Genomic DNA, 19,364 nt, shown 5'->3' with positions numbered 1-19,364 from the left:
ATAATTGGTTGCATTCGCATGGTTCTGTCCCTAGACTCGCGCCCCAAATTCAAGGGGTAATTCTGGGGACTCGAACATGCCATCCACGCAACACCTGTTTGCCAGCTCTGTGCTGGCGGTCGCTCTCACCGCGGCCAATGCCGCCATCGCCGCGGAAGGGAAGTCTGACAAGCTCGAGAATGTCGAGGTAGTCGGCGAGCAGGTGGATTCTTACCTGGTCGAGGATATGGACACCGCTACCGGCCTCGGTCTGTCGATCATGGACACCCCTCAGTCCGTCTCCGCGATTGGCAGTACCCAGCTCGACGATTTCAACCTGTACAACCTGAACGACGCGCTGCTGGCAGTGCCCGGCATTCAGGTCGAGAGTGTGGAGACGGATCGCACTTACTACTCCTCCCGCGGCTTTGACGTGACCAACTTCCAGGTTGACGGCGTCGGCCTGCCGTCAACCTACGGCAACCGCAGCGGTGAGACCGACACCTCGATCTACGAACGTATCGAAGTAGTGCGCGGTGCCAACGGCCTGATGAGCGGCGCGGGCAACCCTTCTGCCACGGTCAACATGGTGCGCAAGCGTCCTACCGATGACCTGCAAATGTCGTTCAGCGCTATCGTCGGCTCCTGGAGCAGTCTGCGTCTTGAGAGCGACATCGCCGGCACCCTCAGCGATGGCTTGCGCGGCCGTCTGGTGCTGACCAAGGAAGACAAGGAGTCTCACCTGGACTTCTACGCTATGGACAAATCCGTGGCCTACGGTGTGCTGGAAAAAGACCTGGGTGCATCCACCCTGCTGACCCTGGGTGCCAGCTATCAGGCGAGCCTGGCAGACAGCCCGCTGTGGGGAGCCCTGCCACTGGTGTACTCCGATGGCTCCGCCACCGATTACGATGTGTCTGCCTCGACCTCTGCCGAGTGGGCCTACTGGGACAATATCGAGCAGGAAGTTTTCGCCGAGCTGAAGCACCAACTGGCCAATGGCTGGGAAGTTAAAGGCTACTACAGCACTGCAGATGTCGAAGGCGACAGCGAACTGCTGTACATGTACAGCCTGCCAGATCGCGGTACCGACGAAGGCCTGATCGGCTACGCCAGTGGTTATACCCTGGATGCCAAACGGGATGTGTTTGACCTGCGTGTTTCCGGCACCTACAACCTGCTTGGGCGCGAGCACGATTTACTGTTCGGATATAACTGGTCCGAGGGCGCCACTGAAGAAGTGTCCCTGTACGATTACACCAATGGCTTCCCCTGGATCGGTGATTTCACCCAGTGGAATGGCCAGACTCCGGTCAAGCCGGTATTTACCGACGGCCTGACGGGTAGTGACTTCAATGAAGCACAGAGCGCCGTATTTGCCGCTACGCGCTTTCGTGTGATCGACGCCCTGAGCCTGGTGGGCGGCGCGCGCATGGTGAACTGGGAAGCCGAAGGTACCGGTTATGGCACCAGCAAGCTCACCGAGGTCGATGGCAAGGTGCTTCCATACGCGGGTGTGGTGTATCGGATTAACGACAACTACTCCCTGTACGCCAGCCACGCTGAAACTTTCGCTGCCCAGGACGATGTCGCCCGGGACCTGACCTTCATCGACCCCACCGAAGGGGTGAACGACGAAGTAGGTGTTAAGGCACAGTTCCTGGAAGGCAAGCTGATGGCAACCCTGGCCTACTACCAGACCCAGCAGAACAATGTGGCGGAATTTGCCGGGCAGGTGCCAGACCCGGACAACGACCAGATCCTGATCGACTACTACGAAGGCCGCGATTACGACAGCGACGGCTTTGATCTGACTGTCAGCGGCCAGCTCGCCGATGGCCTCAATATGGAATTCAGCTACGCCAAGGTGAATATCGATAATACTGCGGACAATGGTCTCGACCGCGACTTTATCCCGGCCCAGACGGTGCGTTTGTATGCGAGCTACCGTCCGCCCATGCTGGACGCGTTGAAAGTCGGTGGTGGTCTTAACTGGCAGGATGATATTTCGCGGATGCACGCTGCTGGTCACGTCATTGAGCAGGAGGCCTACGCCACTCTGCAATTGTTTGCCAACTACAAGGTAACCGAGCAGCTGAGCTTCTCCCTCAATGGTGAAAACCTTACCGATGAGAAGTACATCAGCAGCCTGTATTGGGATCAGGGCTTCTACGCCGCTCCGCGCAGCTTCAGCGCGTCGGTGAACTGGCGTTACTGATTGATCAGTGGCATCAGAGAAATAGCTTGCGTGAAATAGCTATTCAGAAGGGCGCCGGACTGTTTCAGTGCGGCGCCCTTTCCGTATAACCTAAATGATAATCTGTTGCATTTGCATGCACCTGTCTTTAGACTCCCGTCCCAAATATATGGGGCCACCTCTGGGGATCGATGAAGATGCAATCCAAGCAACCAATGTTTACCCGCGCACTACTGGCAACCGCACTGCTCGCGGCCAATTCCGCCATCGCTGCGGAAGCGGAGAGCGAAGCCGCGGCAACCGCCATTGAAGAAGTCGCCGTTGTCGGCATACGTGAAAAGCGTGTCAGCCGCGGTGCTACCGGCCTCGCCCTGGCCATCAAGGACACCCCGCAGTCGATCAGCATCGTCGACCAGCAGACGATGCAGAACTTCGGCATCACTGGCGCCAACGATGCACTAGAGCTGAGCACCGGTGTCAACGTCGACCAGTATGAAACCAACCGTGCCACCTTCAACTCCCGCGGTTTCGAGATCCAGCTGACCCAGGTCGATGGTCTCGGCATGACCAATGATTTCGGCACCGTAGTAGGCCAGCTGGATACCTTCCTGTTTGAAAAGATCGAGCTGATCCGCGGTGCCAACGGCCTGCTGACCGGTGTCGGCAATGCCTCCGGTACCATCAACTACGTGCGCAAACGCCCCACCAACGAATCCGGTGGCATGCTTGATCTGCGCGGCGGTTCCTATGGCTACAAGCGTGTGGCCGGTGATTACAACCAGGTGCTGACCGAAGATGGCAGCTGGGCCAGCCGTGTGGTGGTGGCCTATGAGGACAAGGATTCCCACATCCGCGACCTGCACGACGAGAAAACCTCTGTGTATGGTGTGATCGATGGCCAGATCGGTACCAATGGCGTTCTGACCGCCGGTGTCACTGTGCGCAACGACAAGCAGGATTCCCCCATGTGGGGCTCCCTGACCCTGTACTATCCCGACGGCAGCATGGCGGACTTCAGTCGTTCCTCTTCCACCTCGGCGGACTGGACCTACTACGACACCGAGGCCACAACGGCGTTTGTCGAGTACACCCACCAGCTGGCGCGGGACTGGGAAGCCAAGTTCACCTACAACCGTCACGAAAACGACACAAAGTCTGCATTGCTGTACGCGTACAACACCGCAGGCAATTTCATTTACGAAGACGGAAGCGGGCTGATTGGCTGGCCCTACATGGGCTACACCGAGAGTACCAACGACCTGCTGGATGCCAATCTCAGCGGTGCGTTCAATGCGTTTGGTCGTGAGCACAGCCTGATTGCCGGTGTGAGCCACTCCATGAAGGAAACCGCTTCCGGCAACGCCAGCGTACCCGGCGAAGACATGTTCCTGCCGCTGTCCCTGCCCTACGGCGGCGACGCCTACCCGGAACCCAACTGGGGCGGGATGGCACCGGCCTCTGCCGGCGAGCAGGAGTTGACCCGTATCTACGCCGCGACGCGCCTGAGTATTACCGACGAGCTCAAGGCGATTGTGGGGGTGAATGCCATCAAGCTGGCGCGGGAGGGTAGTTCCATTTACGGCTCCGGCGTATCCCAGACCATCTACCCGGACACTGAAGAGACCAGCCCCTACCTGGGCCTGACCTACGACTTCAGCGACAACATTCTCGGTTACGTCTCCTACTCGGATATTTTCCAGAATCAGGACCAGACCGACATCAACCAGGTTTACCTGGACCCGATGAAGGGCGTGAACATGGAAGCCGGGGTCAAGGCCGAGTGGTTTGATAACCGCCTGCTGACCACCGCTGCCGTCTTCAGCGCCGAGCAGCAGGGCCTGGCAACCTTCGGCGGTGTGAGTGACAGCGGCACCTACTGGTATGCCCCCATGGATGTGAAATCCGAGGGCTTCGAACTTGAAGCGGTTGGCCAGATCAGCGAAAACGCGAATCTGACCCTGGGCCTGACGCGTCTCGACCTGACCGGCCCGGACGGCAACGATATTTACGAATGGGTGCCGCGCACCACCGCATTGGTGCGCTACGACACTCAATTGGAAGCACTGCCGCAACTGCGCCTGGGTATCAACGGTCGCTGGCAGTCCGATATCGTCGGCAGCTACGCCAAGCAGGACGCCTTCTTCCGTGCGGACGTGTTTGCGTCTTACGAGCTGAGTGAAGCCGCCAGTGTGCGCCTCAACGTCAACAACCTGTTCGATGAGAAGTATGTCGAGGGCCTGGCCTATGGTGCCATCTACGGTGCCCCGCGCCACGGTCAGGTTTCTGTCGAGTACCGCTTCTGATTCGCTGAACGTAGGTTTTAGTGCGTAAACACATTGCGCGTAAATAAAAAAGGCCGGGCGAACCTGAGGTTCGTCCGGCCTTTTTTGTTGTGGCCCGAAAGCCGTCGCGCAGATGGGGTTGCGTCTGCGCGCAGGATTTAACGCTTTTTGCGCTTCTCGGTATTTTCGTCACACAGGCCGATGATGGGCAAATACCGCAGCACCTTCATTTCTGGATCAATCACCACATGGTCGTCTGCAGAGGCGGCAATGGTGATGGTTCCATCGACCGGCTGGTATACCTGCAGTTGTCCGTTCACCGATACCGGCACGGGCATCGGGAAGGGCAGTTCGTCCGGGGTTTTCCAGCTGAGGGTGATGGACTGGCCTTGTCCCTGTTCTTGCCCCTGTTCTTGCCTTTGCGTTTGCTGGACCAGCTCTGGCAACTCGGCCTGTTTCAGGTACATATCAAACAGCCACTGGTAATCTTCGCCCGTCAGTTTGTTGACGATACCGATAAAATCCTGCGTATTGCGGTAACGCGGCGTAATGGGGTAGGTCAGGGAGGTGGTGTTGTCGGTGCCGTACAGCAATTCCCGGGTTGCCTGCCAGAACAGTTTGTCGCCGATCAGCCAGCGCAGGGTGTGCAGGGTCCAGCCCCCTTTGCCATAAATATCGGAGTTGAATGCCTGTTCCGAGGTGATGTCTCCCTCCAGCACAATGGGTTTGCAGTTCATCAATCCCAAATAGGATTTATACATGCTGTGGTTGTAAGCGGCGCTCCCAAAATGGTCGAGGCTGTAGGCCGGCTGCATGTATAAACCGAAGCCCTCATGTAGCCAGGCGTCATTGAGTTTTTCGTGGGTAATCAGGTTGCCGAACCATTCATGGGCCAGCTCGTGTTGCAGCAGCCAGTCAAATCCGTAGTCGTCGCGTTTGTATTTTTTACCGTAGGCATTGATGGTCTGGTGTTCCATGCCCAAGTGGGGTGTTTCCACAAAGCCCAGCTTCTGGTCGCCCCAGGGGTAGGGGCCCAACTGGCGTTCGAAGAATTCAATCTGTTGCAATAAATCGTTGTCGATCAGCTGCTGCGCCTTTTCGGCATTTTCGTCCAGGGCCCAGAATTCAATCGGCACCTGGGCGCCGTTGATGCTGGTATAGGTTTGCTGGATTCTGCGGTAAGGGCCGATATTCAGGGCAATGTTGTAGTCGCTGGCCGGAACAGACAGCAGCCAGTCGAACTGAGTTTTGTCCTCTCCCACCGGGGTGATCCCCTGCAGCACACCGTTGGTCACCGCACTCAATCCCTTGGGTACCGTAAGGCGAATGCGCATGCTGTCGGCCTTGTCGGTAAAGTGGTCCTTGCATGGCCAGAATAAATCGCAGCCTTCCCCCTGTACCGCAGTGGCAATCCACGGCTGCCCGTTATCTGTCTGTTTCCAGACGGTGCCACCGGTCCAGGGGGCATTCAGGGCAATATGCGGCTTGCCGGAATAGTACACATCGACCGTCACCCGCTCGCCCGGGTGGAAGGTTTTGCCCAGTTCAATGGTCAGAATACCGCCCTGTCTCTGGAACTGCGCGGCCTGATCGTTTACCCGAATCTGTTCGATATCGAAGCGGCTATCCAGTTTCAGTTCCACCTGGGCGCTGTCTTCCAGCAGCAGGAATTCCGTGCGTCCTGATCCTTTGATGGCTTTTTTATCGGGAAATATTTCCAGGCTCAGGTCGTAGGTTTTGACATCGGCCCGCTGCGCTATTTCGGACAGGGGTTGCCCGGTGTCGCCAATCAGCGGATCCAGTGGCGGGGGGAGTTGTTGGCAGGCGGCCAGGCTCAGCAGTGGGAGCAAGCGCCACAACGGGCTCTTTATTGCCTGGGCAAACGTCAAAAAGCGCATCGGAATTCCAGAAGGTTGATTATGAGTTATCCGGGGATGATGGCACAGATTTACACGGCCAATCCATGGAGGGGGGGCAAGTTGACACTTGTGGAGGGCGACCCGAAGTCATGCATCGTCAGTGTCCATATACATTTTGTATGACGCTGATTAATAAAATCTAAATGAGAATTCGTTGCATTTACTGTGCGGGGTGACTAGACTCTCGTCCCAGTTGTCTCTGGTTCTCCCCTGTTTTCCCTGGTTCGGAGCGGAGGGCGGATGCAGTGTCTATGCCGTGGCGGTCTTTCCGCTATCGGTCGAAAAGCGCGTTTCTCACTACCGTTTCTCATTACCAAAGAATCATGAATAAAACCCTGTTCAAACTGCACAGCTGGATGGCGCTGGCCGCCTTTGTCCCACTGCTGGTCATCTGTATTACTGGCAGCATCCTGGTGTTCAAGCACGAGATCGACACCCTGCTGGCGGCAGACGTGGTACGGGTAGATTCTGCAGGGCGCGAGCGCCTGAGCCTGGACGCGCTGGAAGCGTCGATGCACCGCAACTTCCCGGATTACGAAGTCACCGGCTGGGCGCTGTTTCAGGACAAGGACCGTGCAGACGTGGTCTACACCATGAAGTACGGCACCGACGAGTGGACCTTTGCCCTGATGGACCAGTACACCGGCGAGCCCCTGCGCGGTCCCACCGGTTTGACCGCTGACCTCACCAACTGGCTGCTGGACCTGCACTACACCCTGCTGATGGGCGACTGGGGCATGCTGGTAACCAGTATCTTCTCCATTCTGCTGTGTGGGCTTGGTATCACCGGTTTTATTCTGTACCGCAAATTCTGGAAGAACTTTTTCACCCTGCGCTGGAACGCGCGCATGATCGTGTACTTCTCCGACCTGCATAAAATGACCGGCATTATCGGTGCACCCATCCTGCTGATCCTCGGCTTTACCGGAGCCTGGTGGAACATCACCCACTTTGCCCACGAAATGGAAGAACACGCGGACGGCCACGAGCACTACAAAATGGCCGAGCGTCTGTACAACGACGACCTCTCCCTGCAGGGGCTGATGGACGATGCCGGCATTCGTATCCAGAACTTCGAGACCACCTACGTTTCCTTCCCCTGGGAGCCGGGTGCCAACTTCACCTTCTGGGGCGATGTACACAGCGGTAACCCGCTGATCAGTGAGTACGCCAGCAACGTGACCTACAACGCCCAGAGCGGCGAGCATATGCTCAGTTACGATATCCGCGATGCCTCCGCAGGCGCGGTGATTGTGGACAGCTACCGCCGCCTGCATTTTGGCAACTTTGCCGGTCTTGTGAGCAAGATCCTGTGGTGTGTCATCGGCCTGTCGCCGCTGCTGCTGTCCATTACCGGTGTTTACATCTGGTACCAGCGCCGCGAGAAACGCCGCAATGCACGCGAGAAGAAACGCGCGAAAGCGGCGGCACTGGCAGGGGCTGCTGCCTGAGCACCGTGACAACCAATGCATTCTTTTGAGCCGGGCGAGTCCCGGCTTTTTTGTGCCTGCGTTTCCGCAACTTTGTGCCTGGCACTTCCGCAACGTGCCCCATAAAGTGACTGGCAGCGACCCAAAATGACCAGAAAATGTCCCGGCAAACTGTGACGGTCGTCCACTGTATGGAGGGCGCCTCTGCTTAGAATAAGTGGATAACCGGCGCCCGATCTGGATGCCGGACCGATCTGTGGCCAGCAAAACAATAATACGGAGCTGCGATGCGCTGGGTATGCCTGGCCTGTTTCATCCTGATGGGGGTGCCCGCGGTTCAAGCGGAACCGGCGGACTCCCTGTCTCTGAATTCCCAGGCACTCAATTCCTTTCCACCGAGTTCCTTGCCGCTGGAGTTTTCCCCGGTGGGGGCGACCCGCGGGCTGGACGTCAAGGTGGCCACCTCGGTATTGGTCGATCGCAATGGCCTGCTGTGGGCCGCCTCGCGGGAGGGCTTGTACCGTTTCGACGGCTATCAGGCCACTGCCCTCAAGGTCGGGGACGGAGGACTGCCGGACAACGACCTCCGCGCGTTGTATGAAGATCGCGCCGGCAATATCTGGATTGCCAGTAACACCAGCGGGCTTACCCGCTACCAGCCCGCTGAGGATCGCTTCACCCACTTTCGCCACCAGTCCGCCAACCCCGACTCACTCTCCCACGAAAGTATTTACGGCATGGCAGAAGATGCCGATGGGCAGCTGTGGGCGGGCAGTCAAATTGGTCTGAACCGGGTAAACCCGGATACCGGGCAGGTAACGCGCTTCCTGCACGACCCGGCACAGCCGCGCTCCCTGTCGCACAACTATGTCTACGATGTGCTGGCGGAGCCCGCAGGGGATGCGATCTGGGTCGCCACCATTGGCGGTGGCGTCAATCGCTGGCGTGACGGCGCCAGTGGCTTTGACCACTTTGATCTTTCCCGGTTAACCGCGGCCGAGGGCGAACTGAACAGCGTATTTGCCTTGGCGCGCTACGGTCGCGACCTGCTGTTTGCAGGTACCCACGGGGGGCTGGTGGCGCTGGATATCCAGCGTGGCGAAGCGCGGGTGATCGATTTGGGCGGTGATGTGCCACCGGTGATCCCGACGCTGGAGTGGGGCCCCGACGGGCGCCTGTGGATTGGCACCATGGCGCGCGGCGTACTGGTCTATGACCCTGTCACGGGGGCGGTTGCGGCGGCAAACCCCAAGCCCCTGGGAGAGGAGTCGCAGTTGCCGGCACTGCCGCAACTGTCGCTGCAATTCAGTGGTGGGCGTCTGTTCGTGGGCACCTGGGGGAGCGGTGTGTATATGGCGCGTTTGCGCCGGGAAGGCTACGGCTGGATGCGCGCAGGAACAGAGCCGGGGCAGTTGCGCCATCACAATGTGACCGCAGTGGTCGCCAGTCGCGGGCAGCTGCCCTGGATGGGCTCCTTTGGTGGTGGCTTGCAACCGCTGCTGTCCGGGCAGCGTGCGGGGACAGGCCCCGGGCAAGCGGACGACGAGATTTTCAAAGACGGCATACTCACGATTCTCCAGCGCCGCGACGGCCAGTTACTGGCGGGCAGTAACCACGGGCTTTGGGTGATCGAGCAGGATGATAGCCACCGCCTGATCAGCGGGGATTCCCCCGAAGGATTGGGCACGGGGTATGTGACCAGCTTGTTGGAAACGGAGGGCGGCGACCTCTGGGTGGGCGTTGGTGGCAGTGGCCTGTTTCGCCTGCCCGCCGGCAGCGACCGCTTTCAGCGCTACGCGCATACGCCGGGGCAGGGGCACTCCCTGAGTGGCAACTACATCACCACACTGCTGCAATTGCAGGAAAACCGGTTGCTGGTGGGCACACGCTCCAGTGGCCTGAACCTTTGCACCATGGCCGCCTGGCAGTGCCAGCCATTTGGTCGCGAGCAGGGGTTGGGCCATCACAATGTCACCGTGCTCTATCGCGATCGCGCGGGCGATATCTGGGCGGGCACCGATGGTGGCGGCCTGCACCAGCTGCAATTGGATACCGCAGGCCGGCTGCAATTGCAGCGGCGCTGGACCGCGGAAGATGGATTGCTCGGCGCCAGTATCATGGGGATCGTCGAGGACGATGACGGTTCACTGTGGATAAGTTCGCGCCAGGGCCTGTCGCGATTGCGGCCGCAGGATGGACTGCTGGTGCATCATGTAGCGGAAACCGGCTTACCGGTAACTCACTTTAATGCACGTGCGGTTGCCCGCGATGAACACCATCTCTACTTCGGTGGTATTGGCGGCCTGGTGATCATACCGGCGGGGACGGAAATGGTGCTGCGCCAGGCCAGTCCGGTACGCATGGTTGACGTCTCGCGCCGTGCAGGCAGCGGTGGTGGTGGTGACTCTGGCGGCGACACGGCTGGTGACCGAGGCATCCATACCCGCCCGGCTACGGCCCTGGAGCGTATCGACATTGGTTGGGGCGAAATGCTGTCGGTGTCTTTTGCGGTCCTCGATTTTGCCAGTGCACCCCATCAGTACCAGTACCGCTTGCGACCCACGGAAGCCTGGCAGTCTCTCGGCCCCAGGCGCGAGCTGACCCTACTTGAGTTGTCGCCGGGGGAGCATCTTCTCAAGGTGCGCGGCCGCGATGTGTTTGGCAGTTGGAGCGAATCCCCCGCACTGTTGCTCAATGTGGTGCCACCGTTCTGGATGACAGGCTGGTTCCGTGCTGTTGCGGGCGCGATCATTTTGCTGTGTGGATTTTCCTTGCACCACTTCCGTTTGCGCGGCCTGCGTCGGCGCAATCGCACACTGGAAAGTCTCCGTCGCGAGCGCGAACGCGCGCTGGAAAAAGCGGAAGTCAGCGGCCGCGAACTGGCACAGGCCCACACCGGCCTGCGCAATCTCACCGCGCGGCTGCAGTCCGCCAAGGAAGAACAGCGGCAACAGATTGCCCGCGAACTGCACGATGAACTGGGGCAAACCCTCACAGCCGCCAAACTGTCCCTGCAGCGGGTCGGGCGCGCCGCGAACGCAGAGGAGCGCAACGTGCGCGTTGGCGATTCGGTATCGATGCTGGACAAGATGATTGCGCAGGTGCGCAATATTTCCCTCACCCTGCGACCACTGTTGCTGGACGAGGTGGGGCTGGTGGAAGCCCTGAAAGTGCACCTGGACTCGGTCTCCGACCGCACCCAGGTCGATATTGTTTTGTGCGCGGACGGTGAGGTAGGCAATGTGCCGGAAGAATTACGCACCACCATTTTTCGCCTGACCCAGGAGGCGGTCAATAATGCACTGCGCCACGCGGGATGTCGGCGCATTCTGGTCAACCTCCATGGCGACAGCGCCAAGTTGTCGCTTTGCGTCGAAGACGACGGCTGCGGTTTTGATCCAAACCAGGTGTGGCAGCGGGTATTACGCGGCGAGCATCTGGGATTACTGGGTATGCTGGAGCGGGCGCGCAGTGCCGGTGGGGAATTGCATTTTGACGCAGAGCCCGGAAGAGGTAGCCGCATCAGTGCGGTTATTCCCCTGCACGGGCAAACAAGCGAGAGCGCGGCTGACCATACTGTCCCGGATTTTGCTTGAGAAAATGTTCCGGAATCATTTTATGCGGGAATAAAAATGACAAAACGCATACTGCTGGTGGATGACCATTCATTGATGCGCGCAGGAATTCGCGCGTTGCTGGATGAGCTCGAAGGTTTCGAGGTGATTGGTGAATGCGGCAACGGCCTCGAAGCCGTGGAACTGGTGCACCGCGAGGAACCGGATCTGTTGTTACTGGATATTTCGCTGCCCGGATTGAACGGGCTGGAAGTGGTACAGCAGCTGGGCCAGTCCCATCCGGACCTCCGGGTACTGATGCTGTCGATGCATGCCGGGCCGGAATATGTTGCGCGCGCCCTGGGCTCGGGAGCGTCCGGTTATCTGTTGAAAGACTCTGCCTTCGATGAACTGGCGGCGGCGCTGCAGGCGGTGTGCAGTGGTCGCGACTACCTCTGTTCTGCCATCGACAGTGAAACCGTGCAGCGTTTTGTGCAGGGTGTGCCAAACGGGCACTCTGCGCAGGAAATTCTGACCCCGCGCCAGCGGCAGATATTACAGCTGATTGCCGAGGGTTGCGGACCGCGGGAAATTGCCACCAATCTCAATGTCAGTGTAAAAACCGTAGAGGCCCATCGCGCGCAATTGATGGAGCGGCTCGGGATTCACCATGTCCCCGGGTTGGTACGCTTTGCCATTCGGGTGGGAATGATTTCTGCCGAACCCTGACCCATTCTGGTGCCATGACTTTTTTGGCGACAGTTATGTGCACCAATTTTTTTCTTGGTGCTATTCCAATATGACAACCACTTCACACTAACTCGAATATCGGGGTTTCCCCTATATCCCGTAATCGAGCGCTCTCATTAAGTTTGATGGGTCAATTTATTGGCCGGGTCGAAGCGTGAAACTGCATCGACTCTCCTTATCGACCACCGATCAACAACAACGAGAGGAATGCAAAGTGTTGAGAAAACTTCTCCAGTACCGCATGCCCGTAGCCAAACTGGCGGCGGCACTTCTGGTGATGCTGTCAGTGCCAATGGCACATGCCACCAAACTCAAAACCCAGAACCTTACCCAGTTGATTCAGAGCGCTGAGTCCATTGTTGCGGGTACGGTTACCGACGTGACCGATGGCCTTGATGCCGCAGGTGTGCCTTACACTGAGGTCACCATCGCTGTGGGCTCCGTGGCCAAGGGCAAAGTAAAAGAGGGCGAAAATTACACCTTCCGTCAGTTCGGCCTGCTGAAGCCGCGCACCTCCGCCAATGGCCACCAGATGCTGGCTATCGCCCCGGAAGGCTTTCCGCGCTGGCACAAGGACGAGTACGTGGTTGCGTTCATGTACAAAAAAGCCGGCCGCACCGGTCTGCAAACCACCGCGGGTATGGCCCAGGGTAAGCTGAAAATGATTAACGGCACCCTCGTCAATCAATTCAATAACGCTGGCATGTTCGATGGTGTTGAAATTAACCAGCAATTGCTGAGCGCCGAACAGCAAAACATGATTACCGCTCCCGGTGCCGTTAATGCGACGGCATTTATGGACCTTGTTGGCCGCGCCGTCGCGGAAAACTGGATTGCCAAAGGGGAGATGAAATAATGAAAATTTCAAAATTGACCATGGCCATCGGTCTCGCCGTTGCCGCCAATGCCGTGCACGCGGGTGGCCCCCTTTACACCACCGATGGTGACAACCCGCAACCACTGAAGTGGGATACCAGCAAGGGCACCATCCCGGTTTACACCGATGGCGGTGAGGCATTTACCTTTGATTACGATGGCGAAACCCCGTTTCTGACTATTCAGCGCGCCAACGAAATTACCGCACACGCCTTTGCCAACTGGAGTGATGTACCCACTTCGACTTTTTCCGCAGAAATCAGCGGCACCATCGAGGAAATGACCGGTATCGCCGATGTTACCGGCGAAAATGCCGCCGAGATTTATAACAAGGAAAACGGTTACGGTTTCTGGGTGCTCTACGATACCGACGGCTCCATCCTGGAAGAATATTTCGGGGTGCCAAAAGAATCCGTATTGGGTATCGCCTTCCCGGAATGGGCGGACGAAGACAACAATATTATTGAAGCCACCGCGGTGATGAATGGTTGGAATGTGTGGGAACACGATACCGAGGGCAACCAGGTTGCCGGTGTGTTTACCCATGAATTCGGCCACGCCATCAACCTGTCTCATAGCCAGGTCAACGGTTCCATGGCGTATATGAGCTACACCTACGCACCGAATTATCCGGGCATTGAAGGTTGTGGTGTGGAGGCAGTGCACCGCTACGATTACCCGTCGGCTTACGGGGCGAATAATGCGAACCCAGCCATTATTGAAACCATGTTCCCGTTTATCGACCACAGCGGCCAGGCGGGTGTGGAACAGAGCACCGTGGACCACCCGGATGACCGCGCGGCAATTTCCAATATTTACCCGACCGCGGATTACGCCTCCACCACCGGCACCATTACCGGTGTGTTGCGCCTGAAAGACGGCGTGACCGAATACAGCGGCATCAACGTGATTGCGCGCAACGTCAACAATCCCATGTTCGACGCCGTGTCGGATATGACTGGTTCCGCCACCCAGGGCAAGATTGGTCCCGACGGCCGCTTTACCATCCGCAATCTGACCCCCGGTGAATCCTACGTACTCTACCTGGAAGAAATTGTTGCCGGTGGCTATCCCACTACACCGCAGCGCCTGGCTTCCGTTGGTGAATACTGGAACCTTGCCGAGAGCAGCGATCCGCTGAGCGATGACGCCTGTGAGGCAACGCTGATTGTTGCCGAGGCCGGTGTCACCAAAGAAGCGGATTTCTATTTCAACGGCTTTGAAGATGGTGTGCAGGTGACCCCGGTGGTGGCTGCATTTATCCGTGATATGTCCAAGAGCGGCAAGGTCGCTGCCGGTGAAGTGGGTTCCACCGCATTCATGTGGTACCCCGATCGCGGCTTTATGGTGTTGCCGCCGGAATATGTTCCGGCCAATGGCGCCATGAGCCGTAACGGACAGAAAATGCTGGTGCATAAAGACATCAACGGCAATGGCATTCAGGAGCCGGTGATCTGGAGCGCGAAAGGCGACATTGCCCTGGGTGACCTGAATGGCAACAGCTGCGGCGGTGGCGGCTCAACCGGTGTGACCGCCGCGAGTGGCTGGGACATGGATGACGCGGGTAAAACTGCCATCGGTCTCGCCTACAAGGATACTGACGGCGACGGTGTGTGCCAGGGCTCCTTCAAGGGCGAGATCGTGCCCTGGGTGTGGACCGAGAAGGACGGCATGCAGGAGCTGGACACTTCCGCGCTGGATAAGAGTAAAACCCAGTTTGTGCGCGCGCACGCTATCTCCGGTAACGGCAACGTTGTTCTCGGCAGCAACTCGCACAGCAAAGCCGTGGCCTGGGTGAACGGTGGCTCGCTGCTGGATCTGGGCACCGCCTACGGTGCTTACGAGACCTATGCGGCTAGCTACGATGGCACAAAGGTCGCGCTGTCGACGCGGAACGGCGTCCAGGTGTGGAACCCGCAGAAGGGCCTGGGCTCAGACGCGGTGACCAATGTCGGATCCCTGCGTTGGTGTCACGATATGCCGTACAACTATCTTGGGCGGGATTTCTGCGCACTCCTCGGCGAAGATGCCATCACGCAAGCGGTGGGTTCGGTACCCCTGACCGTGTTTGACATGAGCGATGACGGCACTGTCATGGTCGGTCGCGCCGGTAGCTTCTTCCTCGGCCTGGCCGGCGGTCTCTGGGTCGAAGGTATCGGCTGGATGCACTTCGCCGACTTCCTGAAAAAACAGGGCGTGGTGGAAATGGACAAGCTGCCGCTGGACAACCCCATCTCCATCAGTGCTTCCGGTAAGGAAATTGCCGGTGGCCTCGCGGGTGCTTCCTTCTCCTGGCACATTGACTTGAGCCAGGTCCACGTGTGCAACGGTGGCGTGACCCAGCAGACCGGTTTCCCTGGCGGCCTGCGGGATGCGGTTGCCGCGGGTGCCCAAGTAGGACGTTGTGAATTCCTTGATTGATCGTTAGCAACCCTTGGTTAACAGCCCCAGGTTAATAGCCCTAGGTTAACAGCCGTCATTGTTGCTTTCCCCGGCCTTGCGCCGGGGTTTTTTGTTTATGGGGGCAGCCCTGAATGGGCAGTGGGGGGAGCGGGTTCCACCGGCGGAGAGACTCTGATAGCATCGGTTTGGTATGACCAAATAATAAATCTGCCTGACAGGGTTTAGTATGAAATTTCGCCAATGCCTGTATGCTGTTATGGCCTCGCTGGTGGTACTTGGGGGCTGTTCCGGTGATTCCAGCGCGCAAGAAGATGCGAAAGACGGGCTGCAGCCGGCAACATCGATGCAGGAATACCAGCTACTCTCAGATCACTTCCGGTCACTGGATGAAAAGGCGCTGCAAGCGGAGCTGGAGTCCATCGGGCAGAAAAAAAGCACCAAGCCCACCAAGCACAAGCTGTTTGGCTTCGATGTCAAAAAAGCGCTTTACGACCGCGACTATATCGCCAGTGCAGAAGGCAAGGCCCTGGCGGACAGCCTGCTCACTTTCCAGACGCCGTCCGGCGGTTGGTCAAAACGCACGGATATGCAGTTGCCCCGGAAACCCGGCCAGCATTTTGGTACCGAAACAAGTTACGTTCCCACATTTGATAACTACGCCACCACTACCCAGTTCTGGGTGATGGTGAATGCTTGTAATGCGCATCAGCTTGATCGCTTCTGCGATTCCGCCAGCCGTGCACTGCGCTATATCTTGCTGGCCCAGTATCCCAATGGCGGCTGGCCACAGACCTTTCCCCTGCGCGGTAAATACCACGATGACATTACCTTCAATGACGACGCTATTGCCAACCTGTTGAAAGTGGTGGCTGCGGCGGCCGAAGGTGACGAGCGACTGAATTTTCTCGCGGACGAGCTGAAAACACAGGCAAAACACAGCCTGCAGAAAGCACTGGATATGCTGGTTGCCACACAGGTGGAGATCGATGGCGAACCCACCATCTGGGGCGCCCAGCACAATGCGAAAACCCTGGAGCCGACAGCCGCCCGTGCCTTTGAGCCGGTGGCGCTGGCCACCAGTGAAAGTGCCGACCTGATGCTGTTCCTGATGACCCTGAAAAACCCGCCGGAAAATATCCGCAGGGCCATTGAACGTGCGAATAACTGGTTTGAAAAACACCAGATCGACGGCCTGCGCTACCGTCGCGGTGATCAATTACCCGCGCTGCTACCGCAGGAAGATGCCGACCCGCTGTGGGCACGGTTTTACGATATCGACAGCGATCGCCCGGTATTCGGTGATCGCGACGGCAAGGTGTATTTCGAGATAGACAAGGTGTCGGCGGAGCGCCGCGCGGGTTACGGCTGGTATACCGAGCGCCCCTACAAGGCGCTGAAGGAATACCGCAAATGGAAATCGTGATCGACCGGTTTTGCTGAATTAAAAAGCCCGCGCTGATGAATACAGTGCGGGCTTTTTTTGTTTTAAACGACGTTGTTAATGATAGTGCAGCTCTGTGGCCTTGCCGCGAAATACCCGGTACGACAGCGCGGTGTACAGCAGAATGACCGGCACTACGATCACCGCACCCACCAGAATGAATTGCAGTGACTCGCGCGCGCTGGCGGCTTCCCAGATGGTCAGCTGGCCGGGAACAATTTCCGGGTAAAAGCTGAAGGCGAGGCCGGCAAAGCACAGTAAAAATACCAGCAGCACATTCACGAACGGAATCCAGCAGTGGCGGTCGTCCACCTTTGGCAGGCGCCGTAGCAATATCTCGTTGGCAGCAAAAGCGAAGAAACACAGTATCGGCACCAGCAACACAAACATCACCAGCGGAAAGGTAAACCAGCGGTCGAACACACCGGGGTTGACCAACGGGTTGACCGCGGAAACCGCAACCACACCCACAAACGCCGCGCGGCCGGCCCGGCGTGTCCAGCGGATTGCCCGGCCCTGTAGTGCGTCTTCGGTTTTCATGATCAGCCAGGCGCCGCCGATATAGGTATAAGCGGCTGTGACGCCCACGGCGCTCAGCGCGCAGAACACCTGCGCCGGCCAGCTGGAATCAAATCCCATCACGTATTGGCCGAGCATATAACCCTGGGTCAGGCTGGTGAGCAGTGAGCCCAGTTTGAAAGTACGGTCCCACGCCAGCTTGTGATCCACCGCCGCCTTGGCACGAAAGTCGAAGGCCACCCCGCGCATGATCAGCCCGATTAGCATGATGGCCGCGGGAAGATACAGGTTGGTCAGCACAATACTGTGGGCCACCGGAAAGGCGATCAGCAGCAGGCCGATGGCCAGCACCAGCCAGGTTTCGTTGGCATCCCAGAAGGGGCCGATGGAGGCAATCATGGTATCCCGCTGCCGCTCATCGGCCGCGTCCATGGGCAGCAGGATACCCACGCCGAGGTCGTAGCCGTCGAGGATGGCATAGACGATGACTGCCAGCCCCATCAGGCCGATAAAGACGACCGGCAGCCAGTCGCCATTGGCCATTTCTGCAAAACTGCTCATTGGTTACCTCCCTGAGCGTCGTAGCCGTATTCGCTGGATGTGTTGTCGGGCAGGTTGGTGAGGCTGCCATATGCGGCGGGCTCGGTGGTTTCAAACTCTTCCACTTTCACCGACTTCAGTGCCATCACTTTCAGGGTGTGGATATAGGCCCACATCAGCACCACATAGGTGACCAGATAAAGCGCCAGTGACAGCCCCACATTGGACGCTGCCACCGGAGTGACCGCGTCCGCCGTGCGCAATACACCGGTCACCAGCCAGGGCTGGCGCCCCACCTCGGTGACATACCAGCCCGCCAGCGTTGCTACCCAGCCGGAAAATGTCATGCCTACGAGCAGTTTCAGCATCCACGGTGGCAACTCCTTGCGACGATGGAGCAGGAAGCAGCCGGTCCAGGCTACCGCCAGCATTAGTAGACCCATGCCAACCATGATGCGGAAGCCGAAAAACAGCGGCTTGACCGGAGGGTGGTTACCTTCGAACTCGTTGAGCCCGCGGATGGTGCCGTCGGTTTTGTGGGTGAGAATCAGGCTCGCCATATTGGGAATGCCGACGCTCAGGTGATTGGTTTTCTGCGCTTCATCCGGAATCGCAAACAGCAGCAGCGGCGCGCCCTGTTCCGTTTCCCATACGCCTTCCATTGCGGCGATTTTCTGCGGCTGGTGCTCGAAAGTGTTGAGCCCATGCAGGTCGCCCACAAACGCCTGTACCGGTGCCAGGATGGCCGCCAGTACCAGGCCGGTTTTCAGTGCCAGGCGCGGCGCCTGTTTGTGGTCGCCTTTCAGTATCCGGTAGGCGGATAGCCCGGCTACAAAGAATGCCGCGGTCAGTCCGGACGCCAGCAACATATGGGTAAAACGGTAGGGGAAAGATGGGTTAAAAATGATTTCCAGCCAGTTGCTGGCGTGTACCACGCCGTCGCGTATTTCGTAGCCCGCCGGTGTCTGCATCCAGGAATTGAGCGCGAGAATCCAGAAGGCGGAGAGAGTGGTGCCGACGGCCACAATCAATGCGGACAGGGTGTGCATGCGGCTGGAAACCCGATTCATCCCGAACAGCATGATGCCGAGGAAGGTGGCTTCGAGGAAAAACGCCGTGAGCACCTCATAGCCCAGCAGTGGACCGGCAATATTGCCCACCTTTTCCATAAAACCGGGCCAGTTGGTGCCGAACTGGAATGACATGGTGAGCCCGCTCACCACGCCAAGCGCAAACGTCAGGGCAAATACTTTTACCCAGTAGCGGTAGGCTCGCATCCACACCGGGTTTCCGGTGCGATCAAAGCGCAATTTGAAAAAGAACAGAATCCAGCAGAGCGCAATGGTGATGGTGGGGAAGAGAATATGAAAGCTGATGTTGGCCGCGAACTGTATGCGCGACAGGATCAGTGTATCCAGCATGAGCACCTCGGTTAAAACGTGCCGCTCCGGAAGGAATGTGCTGAAGCGGCCTA

The 19,364-nt window shown here is 58.2% G+C and carries 11 protein-coding genes; 8 read left to right on the top strand and 3 right to left on the bottom strand.

Features of this window, described 5'->3' with window-relative positions:
• The first annotated feature begins 76 nt into the window (after nt 1-76).
• Complete coding sequence (locus M0G74_RS02930; protein ID WP_248214244.1) at nt 77-2,197, top strand: TonB-dependent siderophore receptor; 2,121 nt, start codon at nt 77-79, stop codon at nt 2,195-2,197.
• Between the two features lie 176 nt (nt 2,198-2,373).
• On the top strand, nt 2,374-4,479 hold the full coding sequence (locus M0G74_RS02925; protein WP_248214241.1) for a TonB-dependent siderophore receptor: 2,106 nt from the start codon (nt 2,374-2,376) through the stop codon (nt 4,477-4,479).
• 137 nt (nt 4,480-4,616) lie between these two features.
• On the opposite strand, the gene M0G74_RS02920 is transcribed toward M0G74_RS02925, so the two are convergent.
• Nucleotides 4,617-6,356: a M1 family metallopeptidase gene (locus M0G74_RS02920; protein ID WP_248214237.1), complete on the bottom strand. Its 1,740-nt coding sequence runs from the start codon at nt 6,354-6,356 to the stop codon at nt 4,617-4,619.
• A gap of 344 nt (nt 6,357-6,700) precedes the next feature.
• Between M0G74_RS02920 and M0G74_RS02915 the strand changes: the two genes are divergently transcribed.
• The 6 genes from M0G74_RS02915 to pelA all read left to right on the top strand — a co-directional run bounded on the left by M0G74_RS02915 (nt 6,701) and on the right by pelA (nt 16,813).
• Complete coding sequence (locus M0G74_RS02915) at nt 6,701-7,828, top strand: PepSY-associated TM helix domain-containing protein (protein WP_248214233.1); 1,128 nt, start codon at nt 6,701-6,703, stop codon at nt 7,826-7,828.
• 266 nt (nt 7,829-8,094) lie between these two features.
• Nucleotides 8,095-11,403, top strand: a complete 3,309-nt coding sequence (locus M0G74_RS02910; RefSeq protein ID WP_248214220.1) for a two-component regulator propeller domain-containing protein — start codon at nt 8,095-8,097, stop codon at nt 11,401-11,403.
• 36 nt (nt 11,404-11,439) lie between these two features.
• The gene (locus M0G74_RS02905; RefSeq protein ID WP_160152531.1) at nt 11,440-12,090 is read left to right on the top strand and encodes a response regulator transcription factor; all 651 of its coding nucleotides are present in this window, start codon (nt 11,440-11,442) and stop codon (nt 12,088-12,090) included.
• Nucleotides 12,091-12,325: 235 nt separating this feature from the next.
• Nucleotides 12,326-12,967 (top strand): hypothetical protein, encoded by a 642-nt coding sequence (locus M0G74_RS02900; protein ID WP_248214198.1) that lies wholly within the window; start codon nt 12,326-12,328, stop codon nt 12,965-12,967.
• On the top strand, nt 12,967-15,408 hold the full coding sequence (locus tag M0G74_RS02895; RefSeq protein ID WP_248214195.1) for a matrixin family metalloprotease: 2,442 nt from the start codon (nt 12,967-12,969) through the stop codon (nt 15,406-15,408). Before M0G74_RS02900 ends, M0G74_RS02895 begins: the two co-directional genes overlap by 1 nt.
• Nucleotides 15,409-15,616: 208 nt before the next feature.
• A complete protein-coding gene (pelA, locus tag M0G74_RS02890; RefSeq protein ID WP_248214191.1) occupies nt 15,617-16,813 on the top strand; it encodes a pectate lyase in 1,197 nt (398 codons plus the stop codon).
• 75 nt (nt 16,814-16,888) lie between these two features.
• On the opposite strand, the gene M0G74_RS02885 is transcribed toward pelA, so the two are convergent.
• Together M0G74_RS02885 and M0G74_RS02880 are read right to left on the bottom strand one after the other, a co-directional pair.
• Entirely contained in the window at nt 16,889-17,911 is a 1,023-nt protein-coding gene (locus M0G74_RS02885; RefSeq protein ID WP_248214168.1) for a cytochrome d ubiquinol oxidase subunit II, read from the bottom strand.
• Nucleotides 17,908-19,311 (bottom strand): cytochrome ubiquinol oxidase subunit I, encoded by a 1,404-nt coding sequence (locus M0G74_RS02880; protein WP_248214165.1) that lies wholly within the window; start codon nt 19,309-19,311, stop codon nt 17,908-17,910. Before M0G74_RS02880 ends, M0G74_RS02885 begins: the two co-directional genes overlap by 4 nt.
• Between the last annotated feature and the right edge of the window lie 53 nt (nt 19,312-19,364).

It is taken from the genome of Microbulbifer sp. CAU 1566 (assembly GCF_023156515.1).
Taxonomy (GTDB): domain Bacteria; phylum Pseudomonadota; class Gammaproteobacteria; order Pseudomonadales; family Cellvibrionaceae; genus Microbulbifer.
The sequence above is the reverse complement of the archived record's forward strand: the minus strand, read 5'-3'. Positions and strand labels throughout refer to the sequence as shown.